Origin of the sequence: Acinetobacter sp. ANC 5600 (genome assembly GCF_002018395.1) — a bacterium.
Taxonomy (GTDB): domain Bacteria; phylum Pseudomonadota; class Gammaproteobacteria; order Pseudomonadales; family Moraxellaceae; genus Acinetobacter; species Acinetobacter amyesii.
Window position 1 is genome coordinate 219,634 of sequence record NZ_MVKW01000002.1, and the last position, 17,721, is coordinate 237,354.

Consider the following 17,721-nt stretch of genomic DNA (forward strand, 5'->3'; position numbering starts at 1 on the left):
CAGTCATCCATCACGTATATCTTCTCCTCACTTTTGTACTGCTGTTGTTCAAATCACCAATCATCGCTTCACAATTCACCACATTACAGACCCGCCTGCACGATGAAGATTTTTAGCATGTCCCTCACTGGTCGAGCATGACAAATATTGAATTTGCAGAAAAACTCATTGTTGAAAACTTGTGAGTCTAGTATGTTGATAAATACAACGTTATTCGAATGCAATTCACCCCCAAGAATGAAACTTACCCCAATAAGGAGAAGCCATTAGGTGACTAAACAATACCTCACACACCGCTGCCTGATTGCTCCACCCGAAATGAACGATGAATTCTTTGCCAATACGGTGATTTATTTAGCGCGACATGATGAAGATGGCGCTCAAGGCATCATTATTAATCGTCCTTCGGGCTTGCAGATCAAAGAACTATTGAATGATTTGGAAATTGAGGCAGATAATGTGCATCCTCATGAAGTGTTGCAAGGTGGTCCTTTGCGCCCAGAGGCAGGTTTTGTTCTTCATACCGGTCAACCGACATGGCATTCGTCTATTGCTGTAGGTGAAAATGTCTGCATTACCACGTCTAAAGATATTTTAGATGCGATTGCACACAATGAAGGTGTGGGTCGTTATCAGGTGGCTCTAGGCTATGCCAGTTGGGGTAAAAGCCAATTAGAAGAAGAAATTGCTCGGGGTGATTGGCTCATTTGTGACTCAGACATGGATTTAATATTTAACTTACCTTATGACGACCGCTGGGACGCTGCCTATAAAAAAATGGGCGTAGACCGCATGTGGTTATCATCTGAGATTGGACATGCCTGATTTACCACAATATCAAATGATTATGGCCTTTGACTTTGGCACACAAAAAACAGGAATGGCTGTTGGACAAGCCCTGATTGAAAGTGCAAATCCCCTACCACTCTTTCCCATGAAAGATGGCATTCCCAATTGGGATAATCTACTCAAGATTGTGAAACAGTATCAGCCGGATTTGTTCATCGTGGGTCTACCACTCAATATGGATGATAGCGAATCTGAGCTCTCCACACGTGCGCGTAAATTTGCACGACGTCTTCGCCACCAAACCAATATTGAAACCTTGATGGTCGATGAACGCTTAACTACGCGTGAAGCGCGTGATGAATTAGATCATTATCAAGCCCAAGGCCGTGCGAAGAATCTTTCTGCCGACAGCCTTGCTGCAGCATTGTTTATTGAAAGTTGGTATCGAAATCCAGTGGGACTAAAACCTTAAGCGCGTTCAACGAGCAGGCAAATAAAAAAGCATCCGAAAAAGGATGCTTTTTTATGCGCAAGATTGATCACTCAATGCTGCGCAAATGAAATGATTGGGGATAACTTAGTTTTTATCCACAATATGAATCGTGGTGGTTCGACCCGCGACAAAAGCCAACTGATCATGCGGTACTTCATCCAGTACAATTTTCACTGGTACACGCTGTGCCAAACGGACCCAACTAAAGGTTGGATTGACATTGGCCAGTAAGCCATCAGTCGAGGTACGTTCACGGTCTTCAATCCCTGTTGCAACGCCTTGTACATGGCCTTTATAAACTTCAGAACTTCCCATCAGTTGGATTGTTGCAGGTGCGCCAACATAGATTTTATCCAGTTTGGTTTCTTCAAAATATCCCACAACATACAATTGTTGACGGTCAATTAAGGCCGCTACGGCTTGGCCTACTTTGACGTAATTCCCTGCTTTGAGTTCAAAGTTAGACAATGTTCCATCAGTCGGTGCAACCACTTCCGAACGTTTTAAATTCAACTCAGCCAAATGCAAACTGCTATTGGCCGCTTCAATTAGGGCTTTTTGCTGCACCACACTGGCTTTGGCTTGTTCAATCGCGGCCTGAGTTTGCTCATGCTCTGCATGGGATTGATCACGTACTGCAAACATTTGATCTTGTTCTTGTTTTGAAATCGCACCGTCCATCAAACTTGCATAACGATTTGCATTTTTATCTGCAAGATTAATATTGGCTTGTGACTTCACTAGATTGGCTTTTGCTTCAGCAAGCTGCGCTTCAGCCCCTGCCAGTCCTGCTTTGGCTTTCGCCAGGTCAGATTTGGCTTGCTCAACATCCAAGGCTTGACGTGCCACATCTATACGAAACAGCACTTGGCCTTTTTTCACTTGTTGGTTGTCTTGAACTAAAACGTCTGTGACCAAACCTGAAACATCCGATGACACTTGAATCACGTCACCACGTACCCGTCCATCACGCGTCCATGGTTCCGAATTGTAATAGTCCCAAATATGTTTCAGCGCAAGTAATGCGCCGCATAGCACGATTATCAACAGTACAGGCCGAACATATTTTCGGACATTCAAATTGGTCATACGATTACCTCAATCATTTCATTTTTTTAGGGGCTTAGAACTGGCAGAAAATAAAGATTTCATGCACCAGCCAAAGCAACATCACAAATACACCCAAATAAAAAATATTGGGCATCGGCACCCAATCTTGTGCCATCCATCGGTCAAGCAAACGCATGATGATCCGCAATAACAGATAGGCCAATACCGCTTGAATCAATAGAATGGGCACATAGACGCCATATACATTTAGCTCACCCATGTTGTGCCTCGACCTGTAAATGATTTGGAGTCTGCTGTGTTAGAACATGACACAAACTGCTTTGAATATTGTTCAGTGAATACTGAATTCGATGCATAACATCGTCGTTTTCAATACCCTGAACGGCCTGATTCAATCGTTGAATTCGCTCTACAATTTGCTGTTTCAACCTCATATACACATTCTTTTGCCCTTGTTCCATGGCCCGAAAATAGTCATCTAAATCTTGTTGTAACTCCTCGAGTTCACCGACCAGTGCATCATTCAGATCGAGTTTATTCATGAGTTCTTGCAAGCGGGTCAAATCAATCACCGCACTGGCTTCCACCAAAGCCCACTCGATCTGTTGTTTCAAGTTCCCTGATTGCACCATTTTGCTATTTAGGATGCCGATTCGGTCCAACATACTGCGTAAATGCACCCGAAACGGTAAGCCGTACGGCAGATATAAAGCCTGACGCAGTGCCTTATAATGCTGAGAAAGGATGCGTTGGGCCGTCATATCTGGTGACATTGCACGCACTAAATGAATAATAAACACCGAAATAATGGGTCCCAAAACCGTCCCAATCGATGCATCAAAGAAAAACACCTGATCGAGGCTAAAGCGGTTTTGAAAATTCAGTCCCATGATGGTGCCCATCAAAAGCGGCAAGCTGATCCCAATCAAAGGCGGATGTAAAAACAGCATCAGACAGAACATCACAAACGGTGCTAACACCACGATCAACTGCCAAAAAACGGTCACATGCGGGAAAATGCCATAGGCGTAGATAAACACTATGAAAGCCGCATACATATTGGCGCGAATAAACATTTTCAATGCAGGAACAGGGTTATCCATTGCAGTTAAAATACAGGCACTGATCGCAGCCATTTCGGCCATCATAAATCCAGCTTTCCAACCACTGGCGATCCAAAAACCCGTAGAAATTAAAATAATCAAACATGCAGACACCCCGCCACGAATGGCAACCCCCGCATCTCGGTGCAAAGTCGGATAATGACTATTGCCCAAGGCAGTCAGTGTGGCTGGTAAAGTTGAGTCGCCTTGCTGTACCCGCTGCCAAAGCAAGCGAATCGCACGGATATTCTGAATAAAATGGCGAATATCCATTTTTAGACTGCCCAAAATCACCTGCTGTGATGGCAATGCCTGTGTCTGAATGTGTTGAAAATCTTGCTCAAACTGTTCAGGCAATTGATTAAGTTCACTTTCCTCAATCTGATGTTGATCTAATAAAAACGCGGCAATATGTTCATGGGCTTGCTTGAGTGCCGTCCGATAATGTGTGTCCAGACCGTCTAATTGTTTCATCCGCTCAGACATGGCCACCAAGTTACTGACCAACAAACTCAACTGATGCAAGATTTCCTGCAACGGACGTGTCATGCCTTTTAAGGTTGATTTTTCATAAGACAAATGCACCGCCATGACATGTATATCCGCGATATCTCGTGCAATATTGCCGAGATTTTTTGAATAATTTTCTAGTTCGGCAGGCTCTAATAAAATCTGATCAAAAATTTCTTTGGTATCGGCAAAGGTTTTGCTCACCCGTGTTTCGACTGCAGGACCAATATGCATTGGAAATAATGTCGTAGTCACGATGGCACTACATACCACACCCACCGTAATTTCGAGAAAACGCCCCAAGGCCATATCGAAGATCGAAGCGGTATCAATAAAATACACGACGTTAAAACAGATAATGACCGTGGTATAACCCGCCAACATGGAAACATAACTACGAGGCGTACGGTCTAGCAGTGACAAATACAAGCAAAACCCAACCCAAACAGCCAAAAACACTGTAAACAGTACTGGCATATGAATAAGATGTGGCAGTGCCACCACCGACACGGCCGCCCCTAAGAATGTTCCTAATACACGATACAAACTTTTTGAAGACGTCATCCCTGAATATGGATTCGCGATCACGAAAACGGTGCCAATCGCCCAAATCGGATAAGCCAAATTCAGTACAAAGGCCACATACAATGCCAACATGCCCGCGATGAACGTTTTGGTCGCAAAAATCCAGTCCATTTTATTGGGCCGAAAAGCGAGTATTTGTTTCGTCAGCAGCATGATTGATCTCATCGGTTTGCTTCTTTTTAGTGAAAACGGCCTCGTATCGAATGCTTAAACATTCGACAGCACAACCTGTATCACGGCACAGGAATGACTAGAAATTTCAATAAGTAAAGAAGCGATTCAAATCGTGTTTCAAACCATTTGAATACAAAAAGTAGTGTGCAACATTGCCTGCGCATCGAAAGAATGGGCAATATTTATTCAATATAGGATATTTTCACAACAATTTTGATAAAAAAACAAATTAAAGTCAATATTAATATCTTATTTTGATAATTTACCTATATTTTAAATGCGTATTTCAATTTTTTATTATGCTTTTATCAGAATAACCCAAGAAACCCTGTGATATTTCAGATTTGTTTCATTTTCAATGTAGAAAAGCGCAACATCAGGCCGAGCAATTTGTTATAAAGTAACTTAACGATTCATTTTTATTGTGACCAAGCAGGTTCTTATGGCGCTTTCCAGTTTTGGTAAAATTCTCACCGTACTCGACTTATTTTCAGTTGCTCGTCCCATCATCAATGTCGACATTATTAGTGAAGAATTAGGCTTATCTAAACCAACGAGCTATCGCTATTTAAAAGAACTGGTTTCTGCTGAATTATTGCAGCGCCTCAGTGGGACTTCTGGCGATTACACACTGGGTTCAAAAATTGCTGTGCTTGATTTTATTTCTCGCACCACCGATCCATTGGTGCAAATTAGCATTCCCTTCATGAAAGAAATTGTGGAACGCACAGAGTCTTGTTGCTTATTGACGCATCTGAATATCGACTCATGTATTGATGTACATCATGAACTGTATAAAGACTATGCAGCCTTGGCTTATGGTCGAGGTAGCCCGCGTCCGATGTACAAAGGCTCATCGTCTAAAGTGATTTTGTCGCAGTTACCTAAGCAACGGATTTTAGATTATTACCACCGTTTTGCGGACGAGTTATCTCAAGTTGGTTTTGCGCATAATGAAGAAGAATTTATGCAGCAAATGAAAAAGATTAAAAAGCAGGGTTACTATTTTTCCAATGGTGAAGTTGACCCGAATATGTCGAGCTTATCGATTCCGATTAAATTTTCCAGTAAAGAACCCCCGCTTGCTTTGACCCTATTGGCGTCTAAAAATCGTTTTGAATTTATGAATTTTCAAAAAGTCGTAGAAATGATGCAAGACTGTACAGCGCGTATTGAGAAAAAATACAGCAGTATGATGGAAGAATCGGACGCCATTTAAATCTGATCAGTTTGCGCACAACTGATGCGATGTTGTAAAGATGATATTTAATTAATCTGATAAATTTATATTATTAATTGAATTTATTAATTATAAATTCCAGATAGATTATCATAATATGATTATTGTTCTTTAGCAGTCATCTCAACCATGTGTTCCATGATTTCAGTTGATTGTCGCTATACTCTTCCTCAGAGAAAGAAAAAAGCTCATCTAGATATGGGCTTTTTTTACGGCTGTTGATCATAGAAATAACGAAAGGTTAAATTCACCCTCGGCTCGGTCACTTTCATCGACTTCATTAGGGCATGTTTCCAATACCGTTGGGTTTTCCCACGCATCACAATCAACTGTCCACTTTGCAGTAAAAGCTGTACTTTCTCTTGAGTGCTTTTATGTTTAAAGCAAAACTTTCGGCTTGCACCAAAACTCAAAGATGCGATCACCACCTGCTGTGTGGGTGAAAGCAAAGATGGCTCATCATCACTATGCCACCCCACCGCTTGCGTACCATTTTCGTATAAATTGGCCAAACAGGAATTAAACGTCTGACCCACCCGTTGCTCAATATATTTCTTTAAGCGCAGTAAAGCTGGATTCCAGATCAATGCCTGCTTTTGCATGCCTGAATAGTGATACTCATAATGAGCATCTCCATACCAAACCACTTTTCGTTCCGTTTGAAAATACTGTCCATGCAAAATGACTTCATCATGCTGCCAAGCCAACTGCGTGAGGAAATAGCGTAAATATTTTTCACTGTCTTCAGCATTGAAGATCAATCCATAATCTTCAACTTCACCATCATAGGGCAACAGATTTGCATGCGGTTCAGGCGTAAATAATTCAAAATTCATCGGTTCAACTCAACACTATTTGGCACAGCAGCGTGATGCTGATGTCGTGAGCACATTTAAAAAATATCTTAGCCGAAAAACTCTCGTCACAAATCAAAACATTGTCATTACTTGTCGCATAGAATTTTCAGTCTTAGACTAAAGCTCATATTCACAATAAAAATAATTGCTTATGAATCTGTGGCAACTTTTCCAAAAATTACGCCCATTCGTACAGCCATACCGTTGGCTGGTGGTCGTGACGCTGATCTTGACTTTAATTGGCTCACTCACGGCACAGGTGAATGCCCTGACACTCAAATATGCCGTAGACAGCATCAATCAGCTTTTACAACAAGGCCTCGGTCTAGCCAATGGTTGGCATATATTAATCACCATCACCGTAGTCTTACTGGGAAAAGAAGTCATCAATGCCATCGTGCAATTTGGACAAAAATCGTTTGGTGAAAAGTTACGTATTTTAATTTCTCAGGATTTGTCCCAAGGCATTATTGAAAAATTTATCACCTATCGATTGGCATTCTTCGATCAACAAGACAACCAAGCAGGTAAGCTCCAAACTCGAATTGATCGGGGTGTCAGCTCGCTTACACGACTGGTTCAAATCTTTTTTATTGATATTTTACCGCTATTTACCAGTGCGATTATTGCACTGGGCTTAATGTATTATGCCAATGTTTGGGTTGGCGTGGTGGCCACAATTATTGTGCCGATTTATTTTTGGCTAACTTTCAAACAATCACAAAAACTGGCAGGCAAACGCCGTGCCCTACGCGATAATTTTGAAAAGAAAAATCAGGGTATTCTGAGTATTATCAACTCGATAACGGTCATTAAATCTTTTAACAAAGAAGCCGTCGAATCGAAAAAGCAATTAAATCTGCAAAAGTCACTGACTGAAAACCAGATGCAGACACGGCAAACCAGTTATATCTTTGACGGACTCAAAACCTTTATTGAACAGGTCGGTGTGGTACTGATCATCATTCTGACAGCCTATTTTGTTTTGGATGGGCAAATGAGTATCGGGATGATTATGTATCACGTGTTGTTATTTAATAATGTCTCTGCCCCGATTCGCTCGCTGCATCGTATCTATGATGAAATTAACTCTGCGATGATTTATTCAGAAAGCTTCTTTAACATCTTAGAAGCGGATCATGAAATTGAAACCAGTGGCACTGCTCAACCTCCGATTCAAGGTCAGTTTGAATTAAGCAATGTCGACTTTAGCTATCCCAATGGTTTTCAGGCATTGCACCGCATCAATATGACCATCCAACCGAACAAAATCACCGCCTTGGTTGGTTTATCTGGCGCTGGTAAATCGACATTAATTAGCTTACTGGATAAGTTTTATCATCCTCAAGCGGGCAATATCAAACTCGATGGCATCGATTTAGAACAGATTGATACACAGTATTTACGTGAAAATATTGGTTTGGTATTGCAAAAAAATCATATTTTCCCAGGTTCAATTTTTGAAAATATTCGCTATGGAAAAAGTACAGCTACAGAGCAAGAAGTCTTCGATGCAGCACGGAAAGCCTCGATCCATGATCAGATCTTAAAACTGCCGCATGCCTATGAAGCCGATGCCTTGCTGCTCTCAGGTGGACAGCAACAGCGTATTGCCTTGGCACGTATGTTCCTGAAAAATCCGCCGATTATTTTCTTGGACGAACCGACTGCAAGTTTAGATGCGATCGCTGCTGAACAAATTAAAAATAGTCTGGATCAAATTAAACAAGGGCGTACCGTCATCATGATTTCACATAGTTTGTCGCAAATTATCGATGCCGATTACACCTATGTCATGAAAGACGGACAAATCGTAGAACACGGGGAACATCACGATTTGTATCATCAAGAAGGTGCCTATAAGCAAATCTTTGATGCGATGGCAAAAAGTTTGAATATTGACAAAATTGCCCGAACTTTTGAGGAAGACGAAGAAACACATAGTTAATTTTAGACAAAAAAAAGCCCATCGTGTGATGGCTTCGTTAATATTGGTTTTTATCAATTAACGCTGAACTTTTTGCTCAATTTCTTCAACACTAGTGTGACGGACATCTAGACCTTTCACCATATAAATCACTTGTTCAGAGATATTTCGTGCATGGTCACCAATACGTTCCAGTGAACGCAGCACCCAAAGCACATTCATGACCCGAGTAATGTGCCGTGGATCTTCTATCATATACGTCATGAGGGTACGGGTTGCCGATTGGTACTCGCGGTCAATATCAGCATCGGCCAAAAGAACACGTAAAGCCTGATCTACATCCAAACGTGCAAAGGCATCGAGCGCATCATGAATCATCACGCGGACTTGGTTGCCAATATGACGTGTTTCCATATAACCACGCGGTGAACCACCCTCTTCACACAAGCTTTGTGCAATACGGGCAATTTTTGCCGCTTCATCACCAATCCGTTCTAAATCGGTGTTGGCTTTCGACATCGCAATCACCATGCGTAGATCAATCGCAGCAGGATGACGACGCGCCAAAATTAGGGTAAGCGCTTCATCAATTTCAGTTTCCATACGGTTCACCGTATTGTCTTGAAATTGAACATCGATCGCCATCGTTGCATCCGTATCCAATAAGGCATGAATGGCATTTGCAACCTGCTGCTCCACCAAACCGCCCATAGTCATAAATTTGGTATGCACATCCTGCAACTCTTCATTGAATTGCGAAGAAATGTGATGGTTTAAAACGGGATTATTAGGCAAAGCGAGTCTCCACTACAACGTGAATCGGCAGATTTTAGTGCCATATTAAAGCATATTGATTGTGAAACTTTTATGACCATGGATTATTTCTTTAGTAGGATCGATGGCTGATTTTTCTGATCGACCAACCATGCATTCATTTCCACTAAATCAGCTTCCGTTAATTTCCCAACGGAGGCTTTGAGTTGCAGTACATGTATTAAATAATCGTACTTGGAATTTAAATAATCTTGACGGGCTGAAAAGGCATTACGCTGTGCCAGTAGCACATCAACCATAGTTTTCAGACCTTCTTGGTACTGGGCTTGTGAGGCCAAAGACACTTGCGCGGAAGAATCCATCGCGGCTTTACGTGCCTGTAATTTACTCTGATCCGTTTCGACTTGCATATATGATTTTTTTACATCGGTTTGTGCTTTTCGAATCGCTGCATCCACCAGTGCTTGGCTTTTTTCAACATTGATCGCCGCTTGCTTAATGGATTTCTGTGTCCGTCCACCATTAAACACATTCCAGTTCATTTCAATCCCCACCTGATCAAATTGACCATCTTGCGACATGATGGATTGTGGACTTTGCTTGTTATAACCATAGGTCCCTACCGCTTCAATCTGAGGATATAAGGCAGCTTTTTCGACGCGTTTGCCATCTTCCGCATAACGTTGTTGCATACGCGCTTGTAAAATGCCTAGGTTCTGCTCCTGAGCCAGTTCTTCCCACGCTTGTACATTGTTTGGAATCGGTTTTTCAAACTGAAAATCTTCACGTAACACCGCCAAATTTTCTCGATATGGCCCAATCAACTGTTGTAATTGTTCCTGCGCCAAAACCAATTGAACATTAGTCGCCATGCGGTTGGCCCGAGCATTTTGATATTGAGCATTGGCTTCGCTGACATCACTTTTTGCCACCAAACCTTCTTTTAATTTAGCATTCATCATGCGCAGCTGTTCCGATAGCGCCTGTTCTTCTTGTAAGTTGGCAACCGTCAATGCTTGCTGACGTAGGACATTAAAATAAGCTTCAGAGACATTTAAAATATGATCTTGTTTTTGAATCCGCAGATTGATTTCACTTAAATTAATCGAGGTCTTGACTTGCTTCAGCCCTTCCCATGCATCCCAACGAAAAATGGGCTGACGGGCAGTAAGCGCAATTTGTCTTGTTGTGGTGCTGTCTGGCATGATCAGCCCGGCTTGAGCGCCACTTTGGTTGGAATTTTGATTTTTTCGGGTCACATTTCCGGAGATTGTTACCGTTGGAAGTAAGTTCCCATTGGCAATCCCCAAATTCAATTTATCCGCTTCATATTGTAGTTTATTGGCTTGCCAATTGGGGTCTTCTTGTTTTGCACGTTCATAAGCTTGCACAAGGTCTAGCGCACACGCCCATTGACTCGTGAAAAGCAAACAAAGACCCACCACAACTTTTTTGTTCATTTTTTTTGTAAATTCCTAATATTCAAATGCCCGAGATTGAATATTCAAGCCTAAAACTAAGCAGATACTAATCATATCCTTACAAATTTCCGTATGATTTTTATTAATTTTTTATATCAAATGCGACAAAACCGGATAATTTCAGTCGTTTTCGGACACTACTCACAACGCTATAACAAAGAACTGTACAATAGTACACATATTGCACGTGTTTCATCTATAAAATAGTCGACATTCCATCGGACAATACCACTTCTATAGCGCATCGAGTTCCTGTGTCAAAATTTTTTCAGCTGCCTGCAAAGTTTAGTGCAATGTTTTTATGTTTCAGTATGTTGAATGGATGCCAACAACAGCCTGAACCTCAACCTGCACCAGAGTTTCCCAACAATAAGACTGTTCAAAAAGAAGCAGTCGATTTGTCTTTGCTGTGCCAAAAACTTGAAAAAAACATGCTGGAAATAGACGATCAACGCACAACTTTCGCTTTAGAACAAATCAACCAAGATCTCAAAGTCTGCTTACCGCTGTTAAAAGCGGACGAACAAAAAAAATTACTGCGTTTGTCCAATCAAATGTATCGCAACTTTTTACATGTTGAACGTACAGCTCAACAGCAAATGGCGTTCGAACAATTTGCCTTTGATATGGCTCAGCATCCCACAATTCAACAAAATCATTATGAGCAGCTCACTGCCCGAGATCAATACTTACTGAAACATAAAGGCCAAGCCTATGTAGAATTGTTCGATGCAGGTGAAGGACAATTACGCTATCGCCGAAGTCCTGAATATTTAGCCAAAATTTTTGCGCCTTATATGGAAGAACCTGAGCAGGTCTTTATTGAAAAACTGGCTGAACAAAATGCACAACCCGCCTTGCTGCAACAAAGTTTAGCCATTGAGCCGCAAGAGATTGCAACACGTGCTATTTTTTGGGAAGACTATCTGAAACAATATCCAGATAGCCCCTACAAAAAAGATGCACAACAATTGCTATATCAATATAGCCAGTTGTTATTTATTGGTTCGGCACATAGTCCCGTTTCTAATGATTTTTCAGACCGCCTCAGTATTCAAGCCAGTTCTTTAGAAGAAATTGAACGCTTGGCTCAATTAAAAAACTCCAAATTGGCAGATCAGGCGCGTTTATTTTTAAAATTATTAGATCAAAATACTGCTGCATCTAATCAGCGATCAGAAGCGCAGCTGTTGAATTTAATTGGTGTCCGCAATCCTGATCCGCATTATAAGAAAGACTGTTTTAGTGACGCCATCTGTGTAAATCAGTCCTCTACTTAGCCAATGCAAGTTCAATTGCACATGTGCCTAGCCAAAATTCTGCAATGCAAAATCGATGAAAAATAACACTGTTTTAAAACAGCCTTCATGCTAATATCCGCACAAAGCTTGACGGAGCGCAGGTAATTTCCTGCTGAGATCATCTAAATTTAGTTCGCTAAATTTAAGGATGAGTACCGTTGAACCTGATCAGGTTAATACCTGCGTAGGAATCAAGCCATCTAAAAACTTAAGCCTTTCTTATCTCTTGGTTTTACGCCTTTATTTTCAGGTGAATCCATCAGATAAACTGCCACGTTTTTGGTCGTGCTTGATTCGTTGATGTCATTCATAAGGATCATTGCAATGAACCAATTAACGAATCTCACCGCTTCAGATCGCGCTGCTCAACATGAACAAGATGCTAAAGATCTCACTCGTATTCTCCCCGCGTCAAAGAAAGTCTATATCCAAGGCTCACGTCCAGATATTCGCGTACCAATGCGTGAGATCAGTCTTACAGATACGCCTACAGGTCTGGGTGGAGAAAAAAATCTGCCGATCATGGTTTATGACACCTCTGGTGCTTATACAGACCCCAATATTCAAATTGACCTGAATCAAGGTCTACCTAATGTCCGTGAATCTTGGATCGAGTCTCGAAATGATACGGAAATACTCGATACCTTAACTTCAAAATTTGGACAAGAGCGTCTTCGAGATATTCGTACTGCAGAGATTCGTTTTGCGCATATTTCAAAACCCCGTCGCGCTCGTCGTGGACACAATGTGTCTCAAATGCACTATGCCAAACAAGGCATCATCACTCCTGAAATGGAATACATTGCGATTCGTGAAAATCAGCGCCAGCGTGAAGGTGTTGATATGCGCCAACATGCCGGTCAAAATTTTGGCGCACGCAATTTAACTGAAATCACCCCTGAATTTGTACGTCAAGAAGTAGCTGAAGGCCGTGCCATTATCCCTGCCAACATTAACCACCCTGAATGTGAACCGATGATTATTGGTCGTAACTTCTTGGTGAAAATCAATGCCAACATTGGTAACTCAGCACTTGGTTCAAGCATCGATGAAGAAGTGGCAAAAATGACTTGGGCAACTCGTTGGGGCGCTGACACCATCATGGATTTATCGACAGGTAAAAATATCCATGAAACCCGCGAATGGATTATTCGCAACTCCCCTGTACCGATTGGCACCGTGCCAATTTACCAAGCTTTAGAAAAAGTTGATGGTGTCGCAGAGGACTTAACCTGGGAAATTTTCAAAGACACACTGATTGAACAAGCCGAGCAAGGTGTCGATTATTTTACGATTCACGCAGGCGTACTGCTTCGTTATGTTCCACTCACCGCCAACCGTTTAACAGGGATTGTGTCACGTGGCGGATCCATCATGGCGCAGTGGTGCTTAGCGCATCATGAAGAAAACTTCCTGTATACGCATTTTGATGAAATCTGCGAAATCATGAAAGCCTATGATGTGTCATTCAGTTTAGGTGATGGTTTACGTCCAGGGTGTATTCAAGATGCCAACGATGAAGCTCAATTTAGTGAATTACGCACCTTAGGTGAATTGACTCACCGGGCATGGGAACATGATGTACAAGTCATGATTGAAGGCCCGGGCCATGTCCCAATGCATATGATCAAAGAAAATATGGATCTACAACTCGAGGTATGCAAAGAAGCGCCTTTCTATACCCTTGGACCACTCACCACCGATATTGCCCCGGGCTATGACCACATTACCTCTGCGATAGGTGCAGCAATGATTGGTTGGTACGGCACCGCGATGCTGTGTTATGTGACCCCGAAAGAGCACCTTGGTCTACCAGATAAAAAAGACGTCAAAGATGGCATTATCACCTACAAAATTGCAGCCCATGCGGCAGACCTTGCCAAAGGTCATCCCGGTGCGCAGGCTCGTGATAATGCATTATCCAAAGCACGCTTTGAATTCCGCTGGGAAGACCAATTTAATCTGAGCTTAGACCCTGATACAGCGCGTAGCATGCATGATGAAACTATGCCGAAAGAAGCACATAAATCAGCCCATTTTTGTTCGATGTGTGGACCTAAATTTTGCTCGATGAAAATCACACAAAATGTGAGAGATTATGCAAAAAATCAGCAAGATATGCAGCTTTCTTCAGAATCTAATCCTGAAATTGAAACAGGTTTACAAAGCATGAAAGCGGCCTATCATGAACATGGTCAAAAGTTGTACCACAAAGTGTAAAGCTTAAAAAAAATCTTTTGTATTCAACAAAATCTCGGTTAGGATGAAATGGAAGATTTCATCCTAATTAGCGCTTATGAATATTATTAAACAGGCCACATATAACAAAAAAGATTACAGCATTGAAGGGCGTGAACATCTTTATAAAGGCTTTATTCAAGTTGAAAAAGTTCAGCTTCGACACCGCTTATTCCATCAAGACAGCATGATTCCAACCATTCAGCGTGAATTGATTCATCGTCCTGAAGCAGCAGGTGTGCTGATCTATAGTCATCAACAACAAAAATTTGCCTTAATTGAACAATTCCGCATTGGGGCGATTGATGATGAAACTTCGCCATGGCAACTAGAGATTATTGCCGGCGTGCTCGATGGTGATGAATCTGCTGAAAGCTGCATCCGCCGTGAAAGTTTGGAAGAATCAGGCTGTGAATTAGATGCACTACAGCATTTATTTAGTTTTTATCCCTCTGCGGGTGCCTGCGCGGAATTATTCCACCTTTATAGTGCTGAAGCTGAACTTCCTGAACATGGCGGAGTCTTTGGCATGCCTGATGAAGGAGAGAATATTCAATTGCATATCTTAGATTATGCTGATATTCCTGAATTATTAACCAATGGTCGGCTAAAAAATGCACCTGTCATTATGGCCTTGCAATGGTTACAACAACAAATACATACTACAAGGAATGTCTAAGGGGAAGGACATGACTTTAAGGGATACACCACAATACGACTGGACACTGATCCAGATCTCGGACACACATTTAATGGATCAGGAAGATCTTGAATTTGTCCGCATGAATCCAGAGCAGAGTTTTCACGATGTGATTCAACAAATTCAGTTGAACCATCATCACATCGATACGCTTGTCCATACTGGCGATCTTGCACAAGTGCCGGTAGAGCGTACCTATGCGCGTTATCTCGAATATATGCAACAGCAGCCGTTTCCGTTTTATCAGATTCCGGGGAACCATGACGAAGCGTCTTGCTTCCCATTTCATCAACAGGAAGATCGTGCTCACTGCATCGCATTAGGCAATTGGTGTCTGATTTTACTGAACAGTGCGGTTAAAGGAAAAGTGGATGGTTGGGTATCACAACAGCAGTTGGAACAATTAGATCAGTTACTCACAGCACACCCACAGCAACACATCATTGTGGCATGCCACCACCACCCTTTTGCCATGCAATCGCATTGGATAGATCAGCATAAACTAAAGAACGCTGAACATCTCATAGATGTGCTTTCACGCCATGACAATGTCAAAATTGTACTATGCGGACACGTACATCAAGACTCGTCTAATCAATGGCGCAATATTCAGTTTTTATCGACGCCTTCGACCAGTGTTCAGTTCAAACCGCATAGTGAAAATTTTGCCTTAGATGAGGCTTTACCAGGGTATCGTGCACTCTATCTGAATGATAATGGTGAATTTAAAACTGAAGTTGTTCGGGTCAAATTGAAACAACCTCAAATTAATGTTGAAATTTCAGGTTATTAACTTTTCAATTTGATTTTTTTGCTTTACTTTATGGCTTCTAAAGGAAAAGTGATAGTTAGAATCCAAACATCAAAGACTATCAATAAGCAGAAAAAGTCTATATGATGACGACCCCCACAGAAGGAAACTCTGTGTTGGGTGGATAAAAAACTTGCATATCACCATATTTTTTGCGTATAGATATATGCATATGATGAGGAATGCCCTACATGGCGAATGACAACCAAAATCAAGTCTTAGACGAACAAACTGATGTAGTAGACGAAAAGTCTACCAAACGCGTGCGCAAATCAAAGCCAAAGGCGACTGAAGGTGGTTCTACTGCAAGCTTATTTGGTATTGAACCTTATCAGCCTAAAAAGAATGAAGAATACATGTCTGAAGGGCAACTTGAGCATTTCCGTCATATCTTATTGGCGTGGAAAGCTGAGTTAATGTCTGAAGTAGACCGTACTTTGAATACCATGCAAGACGAAAATACTGCGCTTCCAGATGTGAACGACCGTGCAACGCAAGAAGAAGAATTTGCGATTGAACTTCGTACACGTGACCGTGAACGTAAACTGATCCGTAAAATTGAACAATCAATTGAAGCGATCAAAAATGATGACTACGGCTTCTGTGAAACGTGTGGTATCGAAATTGGCTTACGTCGCCTAGAAGCACGTCCAACAGCAACTTTATGTATCGACTGCAAAACACTTGCAGAGATCAAAGAGAAGCAAAATAACGGTTAATTCTGTGTTGAGTAATTCCTCTCTAGCCCTCCCTTTAGATAAGGGTGGGAAAGCTGCAGAGCATTACGTGGGTCGGTTTGCGCCATCGCCAACCGGCCCTTTGCATTTTGGCTCTTTAATTACAGCAGTCGCAAGCTACTGCGATGCCCGTGCCCATCAGGGGCAATGGGTCATTCGTATCGAAGATACCGACATTCCACGCATATTTCCCGGTAGCGAAGAACATATCTTACGTTGTATTGATGCATTTCAATTCGAACCAGATGCCGAGATCATTTTCCAAAAAGACCGCCTCGAAATCTATGAGCAAGTCATTGCACATTTGTATTCCCAAGACTTGATCTATGCCTGTCAATGCACCCGAAAAATGCTTGGTTCGAATCATATCTATCAAGGCACATGTCGTAATCTTGGCCTTCCCCTTCAGGATCAGGCTATTCGAATCAAAGTCGATCCACAGAAGATTTGTTTTACCGACCGCTTACAAGGGACGCATTGCTCGAATCTGCAACAGGATTTGGGTGACTTTGTCTTAAAACGCCGTGATGGCATTATCAATTATCAACTTGCTGTCGTGGTGGATGACTACCTACAAGGGATGACCCATGTTGTACGTGGGGCTGATCTTTTGGACAATACCGAACGTCAAATTTGGCTCGGACAGGTTTTGGGTTATCCGCACCTTGAATACATGCACTTGCCATTGGCAATGAATAATCAGGGACAAAAGCTGTCAAAACAGAATATGGCTCAAGCTCTTGATTTAAACCAAGCAGCATCTTTATTGCAACAAGCATTGCAGGCTCTACATCAACCGCCAGTCGACTTAGACACGCCGCGTATTATGCTGCAACAGGCGATTGCGCAGTGGGATATTCAACAAATTCCCCATGGCACAGCATTGCCTCAAATCTATCAATAAACCCACATCCCTATCTGAGCCAATCA

General features: G+C 41.9%; 16 protein-coding genes and 1 riboswitch. Of the genes, 10 read left to right on the forward strand and 6 right to left on the reverse strand.

Annotation, left to right across the window (positions count from 1 at the left end; all coding sequences use genetic code 11):
• Positions 1 to 270: 270 nt before the first annotated feature.
• Both B1201_RS04905 and ruvX read left to right on the forward strand, forming a co-directional pair.
• Complete coding sequence (locus B1201_RS04905) at positions 271 to 825, forward strand: YqgE/AlgH family protein (protein ID WP_078189425.1); 555 nt, start codon at positions 271 to 273, stop codon at positions 823 to 825.
• Positions 818 to 1,261 (forward strand): Holliday junction resolvase RuvX, encoded by a 444-nt coding sequence (gene ruvX / locus B1201_RS04910; RefSeq protein ID WP_078192570.1) that lies wholly within the window; start codon positions 818 to 820, stop codon positions 1,259 to 1,261. The genes B1201_RS04905 and ruvX overlap by 8 nt, the downstream gene beginning before the upstream one ends.
• 105 nt (positions 1,262 to 1,366) lie before the next feature.
• On the opposite strand, the gene B1201_RS04915 is transcribed toward ruvX, so the two are convergent.
• The 3 genes from B1201_RS04915 to B1201_RS04925 are packed head-to-tail and all read right to left on the reverse strand — an operon-like array spanning position 1,367 to position 4,704.
• Positions 1,367 to 2,371 (reverse strand): HlyD family secretion protein, encoded by a 1,005-nt coding sequence (locus B1201_RS04915; protein WP_078189427.1) that lies wholly within the window; start codon positions 2,369 to 2,371, stop codon positions 1,367 to 1,369.
• Positions 2,372 to 2,405: 34 nt separating this feature from the next.
• Positions 2,406 to 2,612 carry a DUF1656 domain-containing protein gene (locus B1201_RS04920; RefSeq protein ID WP_078192571.1) on the reverse strand — a complete coding sequence of 69 codons (207 nt, stop codon included), beginning with the start codon at positions 2,610 to 2,612 and terminating at the stop codon, positions 2,406 to 2,408.
• Entirely contained in the window at positions 2,605 to 4,704 is a 2,100-nt protein-coding gene (locus tag B1201_RS04925; RefSeq protein WP_078192572.1) for an FUSC family protein, read from the reverse strand. Before B1201_RS04925 ends, B1201_RS04920 begins: the two co-directional genes overlap by 8 nt.
• A 463-nt stretch (positions 4,705 to 5,167) precedes the next feature.
• Between B1201_RS04925 and B1201_RS04930 the strand changes: the two genes are divergently transcribed.
• Positions 5,168 to 5,944, forward strand: a complete 777-nt coding sequence (locus tag B1201_RS04930; RefSeq protein WP_078189430.1) for an IclR family transcriptional regulator — start codon at positions 5,168 to 5,170, stop codon at positions 5,942 to 5,944.
• A 230-nt stretch (positions 5,945 to 6,174) separates the two neighbouring features.
• Here B1201_RS04930 and B1201_RS04935 read toward each other — a convergent pair whose 3' ends face one another.
• Complete coding sequence (locus B1201_RS04935) at positions 6,175 to 6,801, reverse strand: alpha-ketoglutarate-dependent dioxygenase AlkB family protein (RefSeq protein ID WP_078192573.1); 627 nt, start codon at positions 6,799 to 6,801, stop codon at positions 6,175 to 6,177.
• 172 nt (positions 6,802 to 6,973) lie between these two features.
• Here B1201_RS04935 and B1201_RS04940 point away from each other — a divergent pair, with 172 nt between their 5' ends.
• Positions 6,974 to 8,770, forward strand: a complete 1,797-nt coding sequence (locus B1201_RS04940; protein WP_078189432.1) for an ABC transporter ATP-binding protein — start codon at positions 6,974 to 6,976, stop codon at positions 8,768 to 8,770.
• A gap of 57 nt (positions 8,771 to 8,827) precedes the next feature.
• Here B1201_RS04940 and phoU read toward each other — a convergent pair whose 3' ends face one another.
• Positions 8,828 to 9,544 (reverse strand): phosphate signaling complex protein PhoU, encoded by a 717-nt coding sequence (gene phoU / locus B1201_RS04945; protein WP_078189433.1) that lies wholly within the window; start codon positions 9,542 to 9,544, stop codon positions 8,828 to 8,830.
• An 83-nt stretch (positions 9,545 to 9,627) separates the two neighbouring features.
• Positions 9,628 to 10,983 carry a TolC family outer membrane protein gene (locus B1201_RS04950; RefSeq protein WP_078192574.1) on the reverse strand — a complete coding sequence of 452 codons (1,356 nt, stop codon included), beginning with the start codon at positions 10,981 to 10,983 and terminating at the stop codon, positions 9,628 to 9,630.
• Between the two features lie 314 nt (positions 10,984 to 11,297).
• Between B1201_RS04950 and B1201_RS04955 the strand changes: the two genes are divergently transcribed.
• From B1201_RS04955 to gluQRS, 6 genes are all read left to right on the forward strand, one after another.
• Positions 11,298 to 12,284, forward strand: a complete 987-nt coding sequence (locus B1201_RS04955; protein ID WP_078192856.1) for a hypothetical protein — start codon at positions 11,298 to 11,300, stop codon at positions 12,282 to 12,284.
• Positions 12,285 to 12,386: 102 nt separating this feature from the next.
• Positions 12,387 to 12,513, forward strand: a riboswitch (TPP riboswitch).
• A gap of 116 nt (positions 12,514 to 12,629) precedes the next feature.
• Positions 12,630 to 14,525: a phosphomethylpyrimidine synthase ThiC gene (gene thiC, locus B1201_RS04960; protein ID WP_078189435.1), complete on the forward strand. Its 1,896-nt coding sequence runs from the start codon at positions 12,630 to 12,632 to the stop codon at positions 14,523 to 14,525.
• Positions 14,526 to 14,601: 76 nt separating this feature from the next.
• On the forward strand, positions 14,602 to 15,222 hold the full coding sequence (locus B1201_RS04965) for an NUDIX domain-containing protein (RefSeq protein ID WP_078192575.1): 621 nt from the start codon (positions 14,602 to 14,604) through the stop codon (positions 15,220 to 15,222).
• A gap of 10 nt (positions 15,223 to 15,232) precedes the next feature.
• Positions 15,233 to 16,036: a 3',5'-cyclic-AMP phosphodiesterase gene (gene cpdA / locus B1201_RS04970; protein ID WP_078192576.1), complete on the forward strand. Its 804-nt coding sequence runs from the start codon at positions 15,233 to 15,235 to the stop codon at positions 16,034 to 16,036.
• 209 nt (positions 16,037 to 16,245) lie between these two features.
• A complete protein-coding gene (gene dksA, locus B1201_RS04975; RefSeq protein WP_078189438.1) occupies positions 16,246 to 16,773 on the forward strand; it encodes an RNA polymerase-binding protein DksA in 528 nt (175 codons plus the stop codon).
• A 4-nt stretch (positions 16,774 to 16,777) separates the two neighbouring features.
• Entirely contained in the window at positions 16,778 to 17,695 is a 918-nt protein-coding gene (gluQRS, locus tag B1201_RS04980; protein ID WP_078192577.1) for a tRNA glutamyl-Q(34) synthetase GluQRS, read from the forward strand.
• The last annotated feature ends 26 nt before the right edge of the window (positions 17,696 to 17,721 follow it).